This window comes from Endozoicomonas sp. 4G (assembly GCF_023822025.1).
Taxonomy (GTDB): domain Bacteria; phylum Pseudomonadota; class Gammaproteobacteria; order Pseudomonadales; family Endozoicomonadaceae; genus Endozoicomonas_A.
The window spans coordinates 193,425-214,948 of the sequence record NZ_CP082909.1 but is presented as its reverse complement, the minus strand read 5'-3'; the positions used below and the strand labels follow the sequence as shown (position 1 = coordinate 214,948).

The window sequence follows — 21,524 nt, the reverse complement described above, 5'->3', positions numbered from 1 at the left end:
TTCACCCTGAGCGGAGTCGAAGGGTGCCGGGCACGGTCTTTATTGTTGGTTCGGAGCACACATTCCTGACAAGGTGACTGCCCCCCTCTGCCAGAACAAGCCTCCACTCTCACAGAATCACTGGTGACACAGGGTGCCTGGCACTCACCAGCGCCTCACCGCAAGAAGCTGCACAAGACGCTCCGGGAGGACACAAAAGTAACCACTCCGTGAGCCCATCCAACCTGACACAGTGGGCGTTCTTTCTGACCATCAAACCCTCGTAATCAGTGTCAGGATCATTGTAAGTTCAGTAAGGTGTAAATCACACTAAATGCTTGAAGACTGTTTGGCAGAGCATCATTTTCATTGCGCCAGGTGTCCGGAAATAAGGTCATGAACATTTGAGGCGAATTGGGAGACGGATCATTCTTTGTCACCCTTCTTTCTTTTCTGGTTAGATGGCCGCTGGTCATAGGCTTTTCTTTTGGGTCTCTGGTCGACAGGCAGGTGGGTCTGTTTGTGTGATTTCAGATTGCCCAGGTGGTCGGTGCTGAAGTTGCAGCACACATGGTCACACTGGTGCACCTTGGGTCTCTGGCCGGCAGGCAAGTGGGTCTTTTTGTGCCTTTTCAGACTATACACTCGTTCGAAGCTGTAGTTGCAGCCCTCATGGTCACACTGGTGGATCTTGGGTTTCTTGGGTCTCTTGGGTCTCTGGTCGACAGGCAGGTGGGACTGTTTGTGTGATTTCAGATTGCCCAGGTGGTCGGTGCTGTAGTTGCAGCACACATGGTCACACTGGTGCACCTTGGGTTTTCTGGGTCTCTGGTCGGCAGGCAGGTGGGTTCGTTTGTGCCTTTTCAGATTGCCCATGCGGTTGGTACTGTAATTGCAGCTCTCATGATCACACTGGTACTCAGCAGCGTCCACTTTTGTCACGCCTACCTCTGAGTCAGTGAGTATTTCACTGTCTGCAACGGGCTCCTGCTTAATCTTTTTCAACTCCAGAGTCGTACAATACTGACTGGTTTCATTGGATACCCGAAAAGGATTAAGTGTTGTGGTTTCATACTGAACATCAGATTCGTCTTCGTTTAAACGGTTGTCGATGCTTTCATCAGAGGTGCCGTTAATGGCTATTTCATTGTCTGCAACGGGCTCCTGCTTAATCTTTTTCAACTCCAGAGTCGTACAATACTGACTGGTTTCATTGGATACCCGAAAAGGATTAAACGTTGTGGTTTCATACTGAACATCAGATTCGGCATTAGCTTCGTCATCACCTTCGTTTGAACAGTTGTCGTTGCTTTTATCAGAGGTGCTGCTGCCTTCACTGTCAGAGCCATTATCAGAGGCTGGCCGACTGTGAACCTGCAACTCCCACCATTCAATGGCCTCGCTCTCTTCTTCAATGCCAGTAACGTAGACTCCTTTTGTGGATACCTCAATGAAGGGCTTCGGGGCGTTGATCAGCGCCCTGCCGACAGCCAGAGCGAAGCGCAAAGGCGACCTGCTTTCCTGAGCGTGGCCATTGGGACAATTCACGGAAAAGGCAATGACCACGGTCAAAATCAATGGTTTTTTGGATAGCAAGGCTTGGCTTCCCAGTCGTTGAACAGTTTATTTGGAAATCAGGTTAGTCAAAATCTAGGAGCCTGACCGAGAATAGCGCCCGTAGCGAGGACGGCAGAAAATTGAGGATAAAAATTCGGTTTTGTGAGGAGAATAGCTAGCTATTTGACGAACAAAAGCGGATTTTTAGACCAATTTGCTGCCGCCGCAGTAGGGCAGCTATTCTCGGTCAGGCTCCTAGGGAGAGGTCAGAGGTTTCTTTGCCGTAAAAATCCCTAAATTCAAGGAGAGTTAAAAAGAATACTTTCAGTAAAAAACACAATCAGGTTATTTCGTCTATGCTTGGCTATCGAAGAATAATCGAGAACCAGAACATTGGAACAATTGCTGAAGTCTCTATTCTTTTTCCTGCCTTTCATGGCTTCAGTGGAAGCGCAAATTCCTGACGGGTTAACTGCATACCGCCTGCCAGACCAAGCCTCCCCCCTCACAGAAACTCTGGTGACACTGGGTATCCTGGCACTCAGGCAGCAAAACTGGCAGCCGCTTCCCTATAATCCGGAAAAAAATACCGAACCGGAGCCGTACAACAACCCGTTTCTTCATATTTCATCGGATGATTCTTTTATTGTCACTGGCCCAGAACCCGTGCCCGTACACTATAGCCATGAACCCAAGCTGTCATTTCCGGAATACGATCTGCCCGATTACCGGATTTTATTGAAAAAACAGCAAGCTGAAATGGAGCGAATACATAAAATCGCCACCGAAGGAATGGCCATGGGCAGGGTGAAGATCAAGATCACCGAAGCAACAACAGACAGAGACTCTGCCCGAAGGGTGTACATTGCAAGTGTCCTGTGCCTGGAATCAACCGGGAAAGCCTGTTGGAAGGTTCTGTCCAAAATAGTCAGCTGCGCAAATTCTGAATCAGACTCAACCCGTGAAAACACCCGCGCACCATCGCAAGAAGCTGCACAAAGCGCTCCAAGGAAACGCAAACGCAACCACTCCAGCGAGGACGAGTCTGTTGCCACAGAAACTGACGACCTTAAACCTCCTCTTAAAAAGCAAAAGCTCCAGCAAACTGGCTCTGAACTTGAAAGATATGACCCTCAACAGCTGTTAAACCAGTATCTTAAGGGATTCAATGCTATGCCAACACCCGCAGATAACTTTTGTTGGCTGCACGCTATCCATTTATCCGCAGGTCAAAACGTCTCGACACTGATCCGAACCCTCATTAATATGATTAACTATCATTTACCAGGTAATGAGCAGGCAGTGGCAACTGAACATTCAGCTTTTCTATCAAGCTGGATAACTGCACAGGGCGAAGAGAATGTCCAATTGGTCAGCGAACAACTCTCCAATAATATCTGGCCAGACTTCACTATTTTATTGCCGCTTCTAAGCTACCTGTTTAAAAAAACATTTGTCGTCATCAATCTGCAAGCCAGTGGATTGACTCAAGATCAGGTTTTTACCTACGCCACTTCTAATCATGTTCAAGTCACGATAGTCTCAGAAGCTTCGGCTATAAATACCCCGGAGGAAAAGATCTATCTGGGACTTCTAGCCAAGGATAATCACTTTGTTGGTATTCGGCCTGACACCCGGGATGACAACTATTCACATCACTGCCCTGTTTGCTTGAACAAGTTTACACAAAGCAGTGTTATCAAGAGTACCAGTTGCTTTCACTACTTGTGTAATGAGTGTTTTGAAAAATTGAACACCCCGCACGTGTCGACATGCCCCGTATGCTGGCAGCAACTAAGCATTAATCTGGACATCAACGACTGGGGTTGCCCCGTGTGCAGGACGCAACAGAAGTTTATTGAGTCTAGGGATTAACAAAAGCCATACTCCCGTCACTGAACCCCGCCCCAAGGGCGCTCAGGGTGAAACGCCGGAGCGGAACGAGGTAAAACTTGCACCCCCCTCTTCAACTGCTATCCTCAAACCTCAAACAAAGTTGAACACTCAGACCTGCTGGCCGACTTATCCTCAGGGGAGGGAGCGGTTGATGGCTGAAGAATGGTATCCGTTTAATGGAGTGAACATTTATGAGTGATTTATACGAAACTGATTATCACCAGTGGTTATCCAATCAGGTAGCTTTGCTGAGAAATCATCACTTTGACCAGTTAGATTTAGAAAACCTGTTGGAGGACTTGGAGTTGGGTATTAAGCAAGGTTTACGAGAGTTAGAGCATTTTCTAATCAATCTCATACATCACTTGCTTAAAATGGATTACCAAACAACAGTGTTAAGGGACACCGTAGCCACAGAAAGAGTACTTAAAGGTTGGATGGTAACTATCAACACTTCGAGAAATGGAATTACTTGGTTACTGGAAAAGAACCACAGTTTAAACCGACGTATCGAAGATGCTTTAGGAGAGGCTTATCCTAAAGGTAAAAAAGAAGCCATCGAAGCTATGAATATTTACGTTAATAAGAATCAAAGGCTTGATAATAATAGCTTTCCAGACGAATGCCCCTGGAGCTATGACCAGTTAATAAATAAAGACTGGTACCCACTGAACGGAGTTGAATTATAGCTTGTATGGCTGGTGAGTAGACCGGCGGAACTTCCCCGCCAGCCCCTCTCAGTTATAACAAGATCCAAACCCTTGCCTGTCAGTAAAAAACACAATCAGGTTATTTCGTCTATGCTTGGCTATCGAAGAATAATCGAGAACCAGGACATTGGAACAATTGCTGAAGTCTCTATTCTTTTTTCTGCCTTTCATGGCTTCAGTGGAGGCACACATTCCTGACGGGTTGACTCCATACCGCCTGCCAGGCCAGGCCGCCACTCTCACAGAATCACTGGTGACACTGGGTGTCCTGGCTCTCAGGCAGCAAACCTGGCAGCCGCTTCCCTATAATCCGGAAAAAAATACCGAACCGGAGCCGTACAATAATCCGTCTCTTCATATTTCATCGGATGATTATTTTATTGTCACTGGCTCAGAACCTGTGCCCGGCGAACATACCCTTTGTCAGCCCATAGACACTTCTGAGAACGAAACCTGGCAATGCTTTGGTATGGAGTCCATTACCAGCGTGACGCTCGACACCCAACGGGCTTTTTACCTTAAAACCCATCCTCACCAGAGCACTGTCGCACACTATAGCCATGAACCCAAGCTGTCATTACCGAAATACGATCTGCCCGATTACCGGATTTTTTTGAAAAAACAGCAAGCTGAAATGGAGCGAATACATAAAATCGCCGCCGAAGGAATAGCCATGGGCAGAGTGAAAATCAAGATCACCGAAGAAATTACAGACAAAGAGTCTGCCCGAAGGGTGTACATTGCAAAAACTAACGGAATCACCGTCAAAGAGCAAAAAGATATTGAACAGGAAGCTAAACGACACCGTGAAGATGCTCACGCCCAGCCAGACGGCTCTGCCATGGAAGGATCGGATATTCACCTTACTGATGACACCTTTCTGTGCCTGGCATCAACCAGGAAAGCCTGTCGGGAGGTTCTGTCCAAGATAGTCAGCTGCGCAAATTCTGAATCAGACTCAACCCGTGAAAACACCAGCGCCCCACCGCAAGAAGCTTCACAAGGCGCTCCGGAAGGACAGGAACGCAACCACGCCAGAGAGAGAAATCGCAAACAGCAGATCCGCCGCTGGCGTGTCCAACAACGCATCGACCGGATGGAATGGTATGGCCGTAAAGTCCGCCTCCAAAAAACCTACCGCCCAACCAAGCTGAAAAGGCTCAAAAAGCCCCCCAACCCCAACCATCAACAGCTGTTAAACCAGTACCTTGAGGGATTCCATATTGTGGAAACACCCATGGATAACTTTTGTTGGCTGCACGCTATCCGTTTTTCCGCAGGTCAAGACGTATCCACTCTGATTCAAACGCTCACCGACATGCTTAACAATGATTTACCAGCTAATGAGCAGGCACAGGCGACTGAACATTCAGCTTATCTATCAGACTGGATGGCTGCACAAGGCGAAGAAAATGTCCAATTGGTCAGAGAGCAGCTCATGAATAAGCAATGGCCAGACTTCAATATTTTATTGCCGCTTCTGAGCCACCTGTTCAAAAAAACGTTTGTCGTCGTCAATCTGCAAGCCCGTGGATTGATTGATGATCAGGTTTTTACCTACGCCACTTCTAATGATGCTCAAGTCACCATTGTCTCAGAAGCATCGGCTATAAATACCCCAGAGGAAAGGGTGTACCTGGGACTTCTACCCAGAAATAGTCACTTTGTTGGAATTCGGCCTGGCACCTGGTATGCACCGGTGTCACCATGAGGGCTGTAACTACAGAAAGCGCATGACCCGCCAAAAGAGATCCATGCCGTCGCCTGTCAGTAAAAAAACACACTCAGGTTATTTCATCTATGCTTGGCTATCGAAGAATGATCGAGAATCAAGACATTGGAACGATTGCTGAGGTCTCTATTCTTTTTCCTGCCTTTCATAGCTTCAGTGGAAGCACACATTCCTGACGGGGTGAGCGTATACCTTCTGCCAGTCAAAGCCGCCACTCTCACAGAATCACTGGTGACACTGGGTGTCCTGGCTCTCAGGCAGCAAACCTGGCAGCCGCTTCCCTATAATCCCGAAAAAAGTACCGAACCAGAGCCGTACAATAACCCGTTTCTTCATGTTTCATCGGATGATTCTTTTATTATCACTGACCCGGAACCTGTGCCCGGCGAACAGATCACTGTCGTACACTATAGCCATGAGCCCAAGCTGTCATTTCCGGAATACGATCGGTCCGATTACCGGATTTTGTTAAAAGAACAGCAAGCTGAAATGGAGCGAATACATAAAATCGCCGCCGAAGGAATGGCCATGGGCAGAGTGAAAAGGGAGCAAAAAGACAAAGCCTGTCAGGAGGTTCTGTCCAAAATAGTCAGCTGCGCAAATTCCGAACCAGACTCAACCAATGAGAACAACAGTGCCCCACCGCAAGAAGCTGCACAAGACGCTCCGGGAGGACAGAAACGTACACACTCCGCTGAAGATGAAGCGGTTGCCACAGAAGCTGACAGCACAACTCAAGATTCGGAACCTTCTGCTAAAAAGCAAAAGCTCCAGCAAACGGGCCCTGAATCTGAACTGGCAGAAGATGACCCTCAACAGCTGTTAAACCGGTATCTTGAGGGATTCCATGTGATGCATACACCCGCAGATAACTTTTGTTGGCTGCACGCTATCGGCTTATCCGCAGGTCAAGACGTATCCACACTGACTCGAACACTCATTAACATGCTTAACCATCATATATCAGGTAATGAGCAGGCACTGACCGCTGAACATTCAGCTTTTCTATCACGCTGGATAAGTGCACAGGGCCAGGAAAATGTCCAATTGGTCAGGCGACAGCTTATTGAGAGGGAATGGCCAGACTTCACTATTTTATTGCCATTTCTGAGCTACCTGCTGAAAAAAACGTTTGTCGTGGTCAATCTGCATGCCAGTGGATTAACTCAGGACCAGGTTTTTACCTACGCCACTTCTCATCATGTTCGAGTCGACATAGTCTCAGAAGCATCGGCTATACATACCCCAGAAGAAACGATCTATCTGGGACTGCTATCCAGGGACAATCACTATGTCGGTATTCAGCCTGACACTGGGGATAACAACTATTCACATAACTGTCCTGTTTGCATTGAAGAATTTACAACAAGCCGTGGTATCAGGAGTACCACTTGCTTTCACTACTTGTGTGATGACTGTTTTAAAAAAGTGAACAAATTTCCAGCGTGGGATTGCCCTATGTGCAGGAAGCGACAGGAGTTCATTGAGCCCCCCAAACAGGAGATTAATGAGCAGGAGATGATTGAGCAGGAGATGATTGAGCAGGAGTCCATTTCATACAGTGATTCAAGGATAGAAGCTTCCAATGCCCTGAAACGCCTCCAACAGGTTTGGCGCATGGAATACATGAAAAGCCAAAAACAGACTCACCTACCTGCCGAGCAGAGACCCAGGGTGCACGAGTGTAACCATGGGGGCTGCAACTACAGCACTAACCACAAAGGCAATCTGAAAAAACACCAACAGACCCACCTTCCTGCCAACCAGAGAGCCAGGGTGCACCAATGTAACCATGAGGGCTGCGACTACAGAACTGTCTACAAAGACAATCTGAACATACACAAACAAACCCACCTGCCTGCCGCCCAGAGATATAAGAGAACCAGAGTGCGCCAGTGTAACTATGAAGACTGCAACTATCGCACTGACCTGTTGGGTAATCTGAAAAAACACCAACAGACCCACCTGCCTGCCGACCAGAGACCCAAGAGACCCAAGGTGCGCCAGTGTAACTATAAAGGCTGCAACTACAGCACTGACCTGTTGGGCAACCTGAAAAAACACCTACAGACTCACCTGCCTGCCGACCAGAGACCCAAAAGACCCAAGGTGCGCCAGTGTAACTATGAAGGCTGCAACTACAGCACTGACCTGTTGGGCAACCTGAAAAAACACCTACAGACTCACCTGCCTGCCGACCAGAGACCCATGAGAGCCAAGGTGCACCCGTGTGATTATGAGGACTGCAACTACAGCACCGACCGGTCGGCCAATCTGAGAAGGCACAAACAAACCCACCTGCCTGCCTTCCAGAGACCCAAGAGACCCAAGAGACCCAAGGTGCACCCGCGTGATTCTGAGGACTGCAACTACCTCACCTCCCTGACGTACAATCTGAAAAGGCACAAACAGACCCACCCGCCTCTCAAGCAGAAAGTCAAGATAGCCAGGGCGTACTATTGTGACCATCCGGGCTGCTACTACTTCACTAACAACAAAGACAATCTACAAAGGCACACACAATGGAGCCATCCCCCTGGCAATCAGGAAACCAAAAGCAAGGCAAATGACCAGCCAGAAAAGAAAGGTGATAAAGAATGATCAGCCTACCCATTTTTGATCCATGCAATCGCCTGTTATCAAAAAACACTTATGGATTATTTCGTCTATTCTTTGCTGCTTAACTCTTTGCTGCTTAACAATAATTGAGAACGAAGACATTGGAACGATTGCTTAGGTCTCTATTCTTTTTCCTGCCTTTCATGGCTTCAGTGGAGGCACACATTTCTGATGGGGTGACTGCCTACCCTCTGCCAGACCAAGCCTCCACTCTCACAGAATCTCTGGTGACACTGGGTGTCCTGGCACTGAGGCAGCGAACCTGGCAGCCGCTTCCCTATCATCCGGAAAAAGGTACTGAACCGGAGCCGTACAATAACCCGTTTCTTGATGTGTCATCGGATGATTCTTTTATTATCAGTGGTCCAGAACCTGTGTCATTTCCGGAATACGATCTGTCAGATTACCGAATTTTGTTACAAAGACAGCAAGCTGAAATGGAACGGATACATAACATCGCCGCCGAAGAAATAGCCATGGGCAGGGTGAAGATCCTGATCGCCATAGAAACAACAGACGAAGACACTGCCCGAAGGGTGTACATTGCCAAAACCAACGGAATCACCGTCAGGGAGCAAAAAGACATTGAGCAGGAAGCTAAACGACACCGTGAAGATGCTCATGTCCAGTCAGATGACTCTGCCATGGAACCATCGGATATGGATCTTCCTGATGATACGGCCCTGTTTCTGGCATCAACCAGAATGGAAGTTCTGTCCAAAATAGTCAGCTGCGCAAATTCTGAAGCAAACTCAACCAGTGAAAACACCAGCGACCCATCGCAAGAAGATGCACAAGGCGCACCGGCAGGACAGGAACGTAACCACTCCGGTGAGGATGGATCTGTTGCTACAGAGGCTGACAGCATAACTGACGACCTGGAACCTCCTCCTGAAAAGCAAAAGCTCCAGCAAACTGTCTCTGAATTTGAACTTGCAGAAAATTCCCCTCAACAGCTGTTAAACAGGCATCTTGTGGGATTCCATGTTCTGGCAACACCCATGGATAACTTTTGTTGGCTGCACGCTATCCGTTTATCCTCTGGTCAACCAGTCTTGAAACTGATCGAAACCCTGATTGCTATGATTAGCCATCATTTACCCGATAATGAGCAGGCACAGGCCAGTGGACCTTCAGACTTTATATCACGCTGGATCAGCGCACAGGGCGAAGAAAATGTCCGATTGGTCAAAAAACAACTCACCAAGGGGAACTGGCCTGACTTCGATATTTTATTGCCGCTTCTGAGCTTCCTATTCAAAAAAACGTTTGTCGTTCTCAATCTGCATGCCACTGGCTTGATTGAGGATCAGGTTTTTACCTACGCCACCTCTGAAAATATTCAAGTCACCATAGTCTCAGAAGCATCGGCTATAAATACCTCAGAGGAAAGGGTCTATCTGGGACTGCTATCCAGAGATAATCACTTTATCGGTATTCGGCCTGACACCCCGGATGACAACCATTCACATAGCGATCTTGCTTTCGGCTCCGACTCCATGGGTCACCGGAAAACGCAAAAACAGCCCCACCTGCCTGTAGCTCAGAGAGCCAGAATACTCATAGAGCGCAGATTCATAGAGCGCATGTGTGCCTTTGAGGGCTGCAACTACAGAACCGACGATAGGTGTCGTCCGAAAAAGCGCAAACAGACCGACCGGCATACCCGCCAGAGACTCAGGAGGCACAAATGGAAGCGGTGTTACCGTGAGGGCTGCAGCTACTCCGCCTGCAATGTGAGCGATCTGGAAAGGCACAAACTGCTGATCCACTCCCTTGCCAAACAGAAACCTAATCTGCAACCCTGTAACCATAAGGGCTGCCACTACAGCACCTTCCCTGCGAACAAACTGAACAGGCACAAAAGAAACCGCTACTCCGATGACTCTGATGACTCTGATGACTCTGATGACTCTGATGACTCCGACGACTCCAACGACTCCAACGACTAGTACACGGTTTCAATGTAATTGACGGGTTCCCTCTATCAATGGCACCCAAGCTCCGTTCACCCTGAGCAGAAAAGAAATTCATGCCCTCGCCCATCAGCAAAAAACAAAATCAGGTTATTTCATCTATGCTTGGCTATCGAAGAATAATCGAGAACCAAGACATTGGAACGATTGCTGAGATCTCTATTCTTTGTCCTGCCTTTCATGGCTTCAGTAGAGGCACACATTTCTGACGGGTTGACTGCATACCCTCTGCCAGACCAAGCCTCCGCTATCACGGAATCCCTGGTGATACTGGGTGTCCTGACACTCACTGTCGTGCACTATAGCCATGAACCCAAACTGACATTTCCGGAATACGATCTGCCCGATTACCGGATTTTGTTAAAAAGTCAGCAAGCTGAAATGGAGCGGATACATAAAATCGCCGCCGAAGAAATGGCCATGGGCAGGCTGAAAATCAAAATCACCGAAGCAACAACAGACGAAGACACTGCCCGAAGGGTGTACATTGCAAAAACCAACGGAATCACCGTCAGAGAGCAAAAAGACATTGAGCAGGAAGCTAAACGACACCGTGAAGATGCTCACGCCCAGCCAGACGGCTCTGCCATGGAAGGATCGGATATTCTTCTTCCTGATGACAACGTTCTGTGCCTGGCATCAACCAGGAAAGCCTGTCGGGAGGTTCTGTCCAAGATAGTCAGCTGCGCACATTCTGAACCAGACACAACCCGTGAAAACACCAGCGACCCGTCGCAAGAAGATGCACAAGGCGCACCGGCAGGACAGGAACGTAACCACTCCGGTGAGGACGGATCTGTTGTCACAGCAGCTGGCAGCACAACCAAGGATCTGGAACCTTCTGCCAAAAAGCAAAAGCTCCAGCAAACTGCCTCTGAATCTGAACTTGCAGAAATTACCCCTCAACAGCTGTTAAACAAGCACCTTGTGGGATTCCGTGTTCTGGCAACACCCATGGATAATTTTTGTTGGCTGCACGCTATCCGTTTATCCTCTGGTCAACCAGTCTTGAAACTGATCGAAACCCTGATTGCTATGATTAACCATCATTTACCCGATAATGAGCAGGCACAGGCCAGTGGACCTTCAGACTTTATATCACGCTGGATCAGCGCACAGGGCGAAAAAAATGTCCGATTGGTCAGAAAACAACTCGTCAATGAGGAATGGCCTGACTTCGATATTTTATTGCCGCTTCTGAGCGCCCTATTCAAAAAAACGTTTGTCGTCGTCAATCTGCATACCAGTGGATTGATTAATGATCAGGTTTTTACCTACGCCACTTCTAATAATGTTCGAGTCGTTATAGTCTCAGAAGCATCGGCTATAAATACCTCAGAGGAAAGGGTCTACCTGGGACTTCTATCCAAGAATAATCACTTTGTTGGAATTCGGCCTGGCACTCCGGATGACACCCGGAATGACGACCATTCACATGACGATCCTGATTGCCTGAACAAGTCTACAGAAAGCAGAGCTATCGAGAGTTCAATTTCAGACAGTGAAATACCCACTGAGCCAAAGATAGAAGAAACGCAAAAACAGCCCCACCTGCCTGTCAATCAGGAACCCAGAAGACCCATACAGCTCATGTGTGCCTTTGAGGGCTGCAACTACAGAACCGACGACCCGTATCGTATGGAAAAGCACAAATACGCCCACCAGCGTGCCCGCCGTGGAGTCAATGTGCACCTGTGTGACCATGAAGACTGCGACGACATCAACTGCGACATGGAGGATCTGGAGCTGACCCCCCCGCCCATCCCGGAACCCCACCTCCTGTGTGACTATGAGGGCTGCAACTACGCCGACTACTATGAGCCGAATCTGAGAATGCACAAACTGATCCACCGGCCTGTTGCTCAGGCACCCAATGTGCACCGGTGTGCCCATGAGGGCTGCAACTACCGCACCGACAATGTGAACAATCTAAATAGGCACAGACTGACCCATCGGCCTGCTGCCCCCCCGGGACGTGGTATGTACCGGTGTCACCGTGAGGGCTGTAACTACAGCACCGACTATTTTAGCCACCTGGAAAGGCACATACTGACCCACATACCTCCCGACCTAAGACCTAAGGTCCACTATTGTAACCATGATCGCTGCTTCTTCAGCACCCGCCATGAGGCCAAACTGAAAAGGCACAAAAGAAAGCACTACTGTATCGAATACCACCACTAATGCAGCTAAGCTCTGATATCCGTACAGCCCTCGTTCTCACTCTCCAGATTTATCAATGGCACCCAAACTCCGTTCACCCTGAGCGGAGTCGAAGGGTGCCGGGCACGGTCTTTCTTGTTGGTTCGGAGTCCACATCCCTCGACCGTGCATCCTGAGCGGAGTCGAAGGGCGCTCAGGATGAACGTAGATTGTTCACATCAAACTCATTGAAGAGACGTACTAAGAGCAAAGTGCATAACAAGTCAAAAGAGATCCATGCCGTCGCCTATCAACAAAAAACAAACTCAGGTTATTTCATCTATGCTTGGCTATCGAAGAATAATCGAGAACCAAGACATTGGAACGATTGCTGAGGTCTCTATTCTTTGTCCTGCCTTTCATGGCTTCAGTGGAAGCACACATTCCTGACGGGTTGGCTGCATCCCCTCTGCCAGACCAAACCTCGGCTATCACAGGATCCCTGGTGACGCTGGGTGTACTGGCACTCAGGCAGCAAACCTGGCAGCCGCTTCCCTACAATCCGGAAAAGGAGCCCAAACTGACATTTTCGGAATACGATCTGCCCGATTACCGGATTTTTTTAAAAAAACAGCAAGCTGAAATGGAGCGGATACATAAAATCGCTGCCGAAGAAATGCCCATGGGCAGGGTGAAGATCAAGATCGCCGCAGAAACAACAGACGAAGACACTGCCCGAAGGGTGTACATTGCAAAAACCAACGGAATCACCGTCAGGGAGCAAAAAGATATTGAGCAGGAAGCTAAACGACACCGTGAAGATGCTCATGCCCAGTCAAACGGCTCTGCCATGGAGGGATCGGATATTCATCTTCCTGATGACACCGTTCTGTGCCTGGCATCAACCAGGAAAGCCTGTCGGGAGGTTCTGTCCAAGATAGTCAGCTGCGCAAATTCTGAACCAGACACAACCTGTGAAAACACCAGCGCCTCATCGCAAGAAGCTGCACAAGGCACTCCGGAAGGACAGGAACGCAACCACTCCGGAGAGAAAAAGCGCAAACGGCAGATCCGCCGCTGGCGTACCCAACAACAGATCGACCAGATGGACTGGTATCGCCGTAAAGACCCCCTCCAAAAAACCTACCGCCCAATCAAGCTGAAAAGGCCCAAAAAGCCCCCCTGCGATCAACAGCTATTAAACCAGTACCTTGAGGGATCCGATGTTATAGAACCCCCCAGAGAGAACTTTTGTTGGCTGCACACTATCCATTTACCCGCAGGTCAAGACGTATCCACACTGATTCAAACGCTCATTGACATGATTAACAATGATTTACCAGATAATGAGCAGGCACAGACAACTGAACATTCAGCTTATCTATCACGCTGGATGACCGCACAAGGCGAAGAAAATGTCCAATTGATCAGGCAGCAACTCATCAATAATGAATGGCCAGACTTCAATATTTTATTACCGCTTCTGAGCCACCTGTTCAAAAAAACGTTTGTCGTTGTCAGTCTGCATGCCAGTGGGTTGACTCAGAAACGGGTTTTTACTTACGCCACGTCTAATGATGTTCGAGTCGTCATAGTCTCAGAAGCACGGGCTATAAATACCCCGGAGGAAACGGTCTATCTGAAACTGCTACCCAAGAATAATCACTTTGTCGGTATTCAGCCTGGCACCGAAGATGACAACCATTCAGGTTGCGGTCCTGCTTGCCACTCCGGCAAGGACAGATCTGTTGCCACAGAAGCTGACAGCACAACCGAGGACCTGGAACCTTCTGCTAAAAAGCAAAAGCTCCAGCAAACTGACTCTGAACCTGAATTTGAACCTGAATTTGAACCTGAACCTGAACGTGCGGAAGATGACCCTCAGCAGCGGCTAAACCAGTACCTTGTGGGATTTAATGTGATGCCAACACCCGCAGATAACTTTTGTTGGCTACATGCTATCCATTTATCCACAGGTCGAAGCGTCTCGACACTGATTAAAACGCTCGTTGGTATGATTGACCGTCATTTACCAGGTAGTGAGCAGGCGCAGACAACTGAGCATTCAGCTTTTCTATCACGCTGGATGACTGAACAAGGCGAAGAAAACGTCCAATTGGTCAGGCTGCAACTCATCAATAATGTATGGCCTGACTTCAATATTTTATTGCCGCTTCTGAGCTACCTGTTCAAAAAAACGTTTGTCGTCGTCAATCTGCATGCCAGTGGGTTGACTCAGGATCAGGTTTTTACCTACGCCACTTCTAATCATGTTCAAGTCACCGTAGTCTCAGAAGCATCGGCTATAAATACCCCAGAGAAAACGATCTATCTGGGACTACTATCCAAGGATAATCACTTTGTCGGTATTCAGTCTGACACCCGGGGTGACAACCATCCACATAGATGTCCTGTTTGCCTGAACAACTTTACAAAAAGCAGGGCTATCAAGAGCACAAGTTGCTTTCACTATTTGTGTGATGAGTGCGTTAATCGTTTGAACAAATCTCTAACGTGGCGCTGCCCTATGTGCAGGAAGAAACAGAAGACTGTTAATCCCCTGAGACAGAAGATGGCTGAACAGGGGGGCATTTCAGACAGCGATTTAGGCAGCGATTTAGACAGTGATTTAGACAGCGATTCAGACAGCGATTCAGACAGCGATTTAGACAGCGATTTAGACAGCGATTTAGACAGCGATTTAGACAGTGATTTAGACAGTGATTTAGACAGTGATTTAGACAGTGATTCAGTTAGTGATTTAACCAGTGATTTAACCAGTGATTTAACCAGTGATTTAACCAGTGATTTAACCAGTGATTTAACCAGTGGTTTAACCAGTGATTTAACCAGTGATTCACTCAGTGATTAAGTCAGCCTGCCAACTTTTGATCCGTGCCATCGCCTACCAGCAAAAAAAACAAAATCAGGTTATTTCATCTATGCTTGGCTATCGAAGAATAATCGAGAACCAAGACATTGGAACGATTGCTGAGGTCTCTATTCTTTGTCCTGCCTTTCATGGCTTCAGTGGAAGCACATATTCCTGACGGGTTGACTGCATACCCTCTGCCAGACCAAGCCTCCGCTATCACGGAATCCCTGGTGATACTGGGTGTCCTGACACTCACTGTCATGCACTATAGCCATGAACCCAAACTGACATTTCCGGAATACGATCTGCCCGATTACCGGATTTTTTTAAAAAAACAGCAAGCTGAAATGGAGCGGATACATAAAATCGCCGCCGAAGAAATGGCCATGGGCAGGGTGAAGGTCAAGATCGCCGCAGAAACAACAGACGAAGACACTGCCCGAAGGGTGTACATTGCAAAAACCAAAGGAATCACCGTCAGGGAGCAAAAAGATATAGAGCAGGAAGCTAAACGACACCGTGAAGATGCTCATGTCCAGTCAGACGGCTCTGCCATGGAACAACTTCATCTTCCGGTTGGTAGTGACCTGTGTCGGGCAGCAACCGGGAAAACCTGTCGGGAAGTTCTGTCCAAAATAGTCAGCTGCGCAAATTCTGAACCAGACTCAACCAGCGAAAACACCAACGCCCCACCACAAGAAGGTAAACAGGGCGCTCCGAGAGGACACAAACGCAGCCACTCCGGTAAAGATGGATCTGTTGCCGCAGAAGCTGACAGCACAACCAAGGATCCGGAACCTTCTGCCAAAAAGCAAAAGCTCCAGCAAACTGACTCTGAATCTGAACTGGCAGAAGATGACCCTCAACAGTTGTTAAACCAGTACCTTGTGGGATTCGAGGTGATGCAGACACCCGCAGATAACTTTTGTTGGCTACATGCTATCCATTTATCCACAGGTCAAAACGTCTCGACACTGATCAAAACCCTCATTGATATGATTGACCATCACTTACCCGGTAATGGGCAGGCACAGGCCGCTGAACATTCGGCTTTTTTAACAAACTGGATAACTGTACAGGGCGAAGACAATGTCCAATTGGTCAGGCAACAACTCTTTGATCGGGACTGGCCTGACTTCAATATTTTATTGCCGCTTCTGAGCTACCTGCTCAGAAGAACATTTGTCGTGGTCAATCTGCATGCCACTGGATTGACTGAGGATCAGGTTTTTACCTACGCCACTTCTAACAATGTTCGAGTCACCATAGTATCAGAAGCATCGGCTATACATACCCCAGAGGAATCGGTCTATCTGGGGCTGCTATCCAGAGATAATCACTATGTCGGTATTCAGCCTGACACTGGGGATAACAACCATGCACATAGCTGTCCTGTCTGCCTTGAAGAATTTACAAAAAACCGTGATATCAAGAGTACCAGTTGCTTTCACTACTTGTGTGATGAGTGCTTTAAAAAAGTGAACAGATCTCCAGCATGGGATTGTCCAATGTGCAGGAAGCGACAGGAGTTCATTGAGCCCCCCAAACAGGAGATTAATGAGCAGGAGGTGAATGAGCAGAAGTTCACTTCAGACAGTGATTCATGGAGCGCGTACGAGCAGACCCACCAACCCTACCAGGAATCCAGGTTGCTCCAGTGTCACCATGGGAGCTGCGACTACCGCACTGCCCTGCCGGCCAGTCTGAAAAGGCACATACAAACCCACCTGGCTGCCGACCAGAGACCCAGGAAACCCAAGGTGCACTGGTGTAACCATGAAGGCTGCAACTACAACACTAACCACAAAGGCAATCTGAAAAAACACCAACAGACCCACCTGCAAAGGCACACACAACTGAGCCATCCTCCTACCAACCAGGAACCCGAAAGCAAGGCAAATAACCAGCCAGAAAAGAAAGGTGATAAAGAATGATCAGCCTACCCATTTTTGATCCATGCAATCGCCTGTCAGCAAAAAACACTTATGGGTTATTTCGTCTATTCTTGGCTATCCAACAATAATCGAGAACCAAGGCATTGGAACGATTACTCAGGTCTCTATTCTTTTTCCTGCCTTTCATGGCTTCAGTGGCGGCACAAGTTCCTGGCGGGTTGGCTGCATACCGCCTGCCAGACCAAGCCTCCGCTATCACAGGATCTCTGGTGACACTGGGTGTCCTGGTTCACCAGACTTTTTTTAAAAAACAGCAAGCTGAAATGGAGCGGATTCATAAAATCGCCGCCGAAGAAATAGCCATGGGCAGGGTGAAGATCAAGATCGCCGAAGAAGCAACAGACGAAGACACGGCCCGAAGGGTGTACATTGCAAAAACCAACGGAATCACCGTCAGGGAGCAAAAAGATATTGAGCAGGAAGCTAAACGACACCGTGAAGATGCTCATGTCCAGTCAGACGGCTCTGCTATGGAACGACCGGATATTCAACTTCCTGACGATGCTGTCCTGTACCTGCCATCAACCGGGAAAGCTTGCCGGGAGGTTTTGTCCAAAATAGTCGCTGCACAAAGCGCTCTGGAAGGACAGGAAGGACACAAATGCAAACACACCGGTGAGGACGGATCTGTTGCCACAGAAGCTGACAACACAACTGACGATCTGAAACCTCCTGCTAAAAAGCAGAAGCTCCAGCAAACTGGCTCTGAATCTGAATTTACAGAAGATGACCCTCAACAGCTGTTAAACCAGTATCTTGAGGGATTCAATGCTCTGGAAACACCCGCAGATAACTTTTGTTGGCTACATGCTATCCATTTATCCACAAGTCAAAGCGTATCCAAACTGATTAAAACGCTCACTGACATGATTGACCATCATTTACCTGATAATGAACAGACACAGGCCACTGAACATTCAGCTTTTTTATCACGCTGGATAAATGCACAGGGCGAAGAAAATGTCCAATTGGTCAGGCAACAACTCCACAATGATGTATGGCCAGACTTCGATATTTTATTGCCGCTTCTAAGCTACCTGTTCAAAAAAACGTTTGTCGTCGTCAACCTGCATGCCAGCGGATTAACTCAGGATCAGGTTTTTACTTACGCCACTTCTAATCATGATCAAGTCCACGTAGCCTCAGCAGCATCGGCTATAAACACCCAAGAGGGGACAGTCTATCTGGGACTGCTATCCAGAGATAATCACTTCATCGGTATTCGGCCTGACACTCAGGATGACGAGGATTCACATAGCTGTCCTGTTTGCCTCAACAAATTTACAAAAAGCAGAGGCATTAAGAGTACAAGTTGTTATCACTACGTGTGTGGTGGGTGTTTTGATCGTTTGAACAAGTCTCAAGGGTGGCGTTGCCCTATGTGCAGAGAGCGACAGAAGTACATTAAGCCCACTTCAGACAGTGAAACATTCATTGAGTCAAAGGAGGAAGAAACGGGAATAAACTTTGCCAACAACTCGCTGAGCGCAGACTATCCCGATATCCAGGGACTCACCTTATCTCCAATTCTTTACAGAACCAAAGTAGCTTGCTTTAAAAGGCACAAACAGACCCAGCTTCCGGCACCCAGGTTACTCCAGTGTGATTATAAGGGCTGCAAGTACCTCAACTACCAATTGGTCAATCTGCAAAAACACCAACAGACCCACCTGCCTGCTGACCAGAGACCCAAGGAACCCAAGAGACCCAAGGAACCGAGACCCAAGAAACCCAAAGTGCATAAGAGCTGCCACCTTGAGCACAGAGGCGCGCTGAAAAAACACAAAAAACGGAGCCACTCCCCTGCCAACTACCGCGACTACCACTTGGGCAATCTGAAAACATACAAACAGACCCACCGGCCTGCTGGCCAGAGACCCAAGAGACCCAAAAGCAAAGCGAATAACCCGTCAGAAAAGAAAGCTGAAAAAGAATAATCAGCCTACCCATTTTCCACTCGTTCCCACGCTGGGACCCGCATCCACTCGTTCCCACGCTTCGAGGCTGTCGCAAAACTCTGGTTCCCATGCTCCAGCGTGGGAACCCATACCTATCTCGCGCTGTAGAGTCAGCTTTTCAGGGGAGGTATGCATTCCCACGCGCAGCGTGGGAACGAGAGGTTTGAGTTTCGCGACACCCTCGCTTCGCGTGGGAATGCATACCTCACCTAACAAACTGGTACATCATTTCAATGAGTTTGATGTGAACAGTCCACGTTCATCCTGAGCGGAGTCGAAGGATGTGGACTCTGAACTAACAAAGACCGTGCCAACCACCCTTCGACTCCGCTCAGGGTGAACGGAGTTTGGGTGCCATTGATAATCTGGTGCGTGGTAACGAGGAGTGTACGGATATCAGAGCTTGGTTGCACTACCCATTTTTGATCCATGCCGTCACCTGTCATCAAAAAACACTTTCAGGTTATTTCGTCTATTCTTTGCTATCCAACAATAATCGAGAGCCAAGACATTGGAACGATTACTGAGGTCTCTGTTCTTTTTCCTGCCTTTCATGGCTTCAGTGGAGGCACAAGTTCCTGACGGGTTGGCTGCATACCACCTGCCAGACCAAGCCTCCACTCTCACAGGATCCCTGGTGACACTGGGTGTCCTGGTTCACCAGACTTTTTTTAAAAATCAGCAAGCTGAAATGGAGCGGATTCATAAAATCGCCGCCGAAGAAATAGGCACGGGCAGGGTGAAGATCAAGATCGCCGAAGAAACAACAGACGAAGACACAGCCCGAAGGGTGTACATTGCAAAAACCAACGGAATCACTGTCAGGGAGCAAAAAGATATTGAGCAGGAAGCTAAACGACACCGTGAAGATGCTCATGCCCAGTCAGACGGCTCTGCCATGGAACAACTTCATCTTCCTGTTGGTAGTGACCTGTGTCTGGCGCCAACCGGGAAAGCCTGTCAGGAGGTTCTGTCCAAAATAGTCAGCTGCGCAAGTTCTGAACCAGACACAACCCGTGAAAACCCGCAAGAAACTGCACAAGGCGCACCGGCAGGACAGGAACCTAACCACGCTGGTAAGGATGGATCTGTTGCCACAGCAGCTGACAGCACAACCAAGGATCCGGAACCTTCTGCTAAAAAGCAAAAGCTCCAGCAAACTGGCTCTGAATCTGAATGTGCAGAAGATGACCCTCAACAGTTGTTAGACCAGTATCTTGTGGGGTTCGATGCTCTGGTAACACCTGCTGATGACTTTTGTTGGCTACATGCTATCCATTTATCCGCAGATCAAGACGTCTCGACACTGACCAAAACCCTCATTGATATGATTAGCCATCATTTACCAGGTAATGAGCAGGCAGTGGCCACTGAACATTCAGCGTTTCTATCAAGCTGGATAGCTGCGCAGGGCGAAGATAATGTTCAATCGGTCAGGCAGCAACTGACCTATCAGAAATGGCCAGACTTCAATATTTTATTGCCGCTTCTAAGCTACCTGTTTAAAAAAACGTTTGTCGTTGTCAATCTCCATGCCAGTGGATTAACTCAGGATCAGGTGTTTACCTACGCCGCTTCTAATCATGTTCAAGTCACCATAGTCTCAGAAGCATCGGCTATAAATAGCCCAGAGGAAAGGGTCTATCTGGGACTGCTATCCAGAGATAATCACTTTGTCGGTATTCGGCCTGACACCCTGGATAACAAGCATTCACATAGCTGCCCTGTTTGCTATGAATCGTTTACAAAAAGCAGGGGTATCAAGGGTACCAGTTGCTTTCACTACTTGTGTGATGAGTGTTTTAAAAAAGTGAACAAGTTTCCAGCGTGGGATTGCCCTATGTGCAGGAAGCAACAGGAGTCCATTGAACCCCCGGAACAGAATATAACTGAGCTGGAGTTTATTTCAGACAGTTATTCATGGGAAGAGGAAGAGGCAGAGGCAGAAGTAGAAGTTACTTACAACACGACAATCATCAATCCTTGGCGCACGCGCACCTACCCGATTTACCTCTATGACGACTAGAGAACACTCATTTACCGGCAACCTGCCGACCAGGAACCCAAAAACAAGGCAAATAAACAGCCTACCCATTTTTGATCCATGCCGTCACCTGTCATCAAA

11 protein-coding genes are annotated in these 21,524 nt (G+C 48.1%); 10 read left to right on the top strand and 1 reads right to left on the bottom strand.

Features of this window, described 5'->3' with window-relative positions; translation table 11 throughout:
* Positions 1-405: 405 nt before the first annotated feature.
* Positions 406-1,575, bottom strand: a complete 1,170-nt coding sequence (locus K7B67_RS01170) for a hypothetical protein (RefSeq protein WP_252178537.1) — start codon at positions 1,573-1,575, stop codon at positions 406-408.
* 354 nt (positions 1,576-1,929) lie between these two features.
* Here K7B67_RS01170 and K7B67_RS01165 point away from each other — a divergent pair, with 354 nt between their 5' ends.
* The 10 genes from K7B67_RS01165 (at position 1,930) to K7B67_RS01120 (ending at position 21,425) form a co-directional block, all read left to right on the top strand.
* The gene (locus tag K7B67_RS01165; RefSeq protein WP_252178536.1) at positions 1,930-3,411 is read left to right on the top strand and encodes a zinc finger, RING-type domain-containing protein; all 1,482 of its coding nucleotides are present in this window, start codon (positions 1,930-1,932) and stop codon (positions 3,409-3,411) included.
* Positions 3,412-3,623: 212 nt separating this feature from the next.
* Positions 3,624-4,121, top strand: a complete 498-nt coding sequence (locus K7B67_RS01160) for a DUF29 domain-containing protein (RefSeq protein WP_252178535.1) — start codon at positions 3,624-3,626, stop codon at positions 4,119-4,121.
* A 148-nt stretch (positions 4,122-4,269) separates the two neighbouring features.
* The gene (locus tag K7B67_RS01155; RefSeq protein WP_252178534.1) at positions 4,270-5,853 is read left to right on the top strand and encodes a hypothetical protein; all 1,584 of its coding nucleotides are present in this window, start codon (positions 4,270-4,272) and stop codon (positions 5,851-5,853) included.
* A 126-nt stretch (positions 5,854-5,979) separates the two neighbouring features.
* Positions 5,980-8,475: a zinc finger, RING-type domain-containing protein gene (locus K7B67_RS01150; RefSeq protein ID WP_252178533.1), complete on the top strand. Its 2,496-nt coding sequence runs from the start codon at positions 5,980-5,982 to the stop codon at positions 8,473-8,475.
* Positions 8,476-8,594: 119 nt separating this feature from the next.
* Positions 8,595-10,445 (top strand): hypothetical protein, encoded by a 1,851-nt coding sequence (locus tag K7B67_RS01145; protein ID WP_252178532.1) that lies wholly within the window; start codon positions 8,595-8,597, stop codon positions 10,443-10,445.
* Between the two features lie 162 nt (positions 10,446-10,607).
* Complete coding sequence (locus tag K7B67_RS01140; protein ID WP_252178531.1) at positions 10,608-12,653, top strand: hypothetical protein; 2,046 nt, start codon at positions 10,608-10,610, stop codon at positions 12,651-12,653.
* A 337-nt stretch (positions 12,654-12,990) separates the two neighbouring features.
* Positions 12,991-15,483, top strand: a complete 2,493-nt coding sequence (locus tag K7B67_RS01135) for a zinc finger, RING-type domain-containing protein (RefSeq protein WP_252178530.1) — start codon at positions 12,991-12,993, stop codon at positions 15,481-15,483.
* 107 nt (positions 15,484-15,590) lie between these two features.
* The gene (locus K7B67_RS01130) at positions 15,591-17,420 is read left to right on the top strand and encodes an RING finger domain-containing protein (protein WP_252178529.1); all 1,830 of its coding nucleotides are present in this window, start codon (positions 15,591-15,593) and stop codon (positions 17,418-17,420) included.
* Between the two features lie 104 nt (positions 17,421-17,524).
* Positions 17,525-19,378 (top strand): zinc finger, RING-type domain-containing protein, encoded by a 1,854-nt coding sequence (locus tag K7B67_RS01125; protein ID WP_252178528.1) that lies wholly within the window; start codon positions 17,525-17,527, stop codon positions 19,376-19,378.
* Positions 19,379-19,910: 532 nt separating this feature from the next.
* Complete coding sequence (locus tag K7B67_RS01120; protein WP_252178527.1) at positions 19,911-21,425, top strand: zinc finger, RING-type domain-containing protein; 1,515 nt, start codon at positions 19,911-19,913, stop codon at positions 21,423-21,425.
* The last annotated feature ends 99 nt before the right edge of the window (positions 21,426-21,524 follow it).

What these genes read in the sequence shown, in the direction of transcription:
- K7B67_RS01160 (WP_252178535.1), top strand. Translation starts at nt 3,624, where the DNA reads ATGAGTGATTTATACGAAACTGATTATCACCAGTGGTTATCCAATCAG.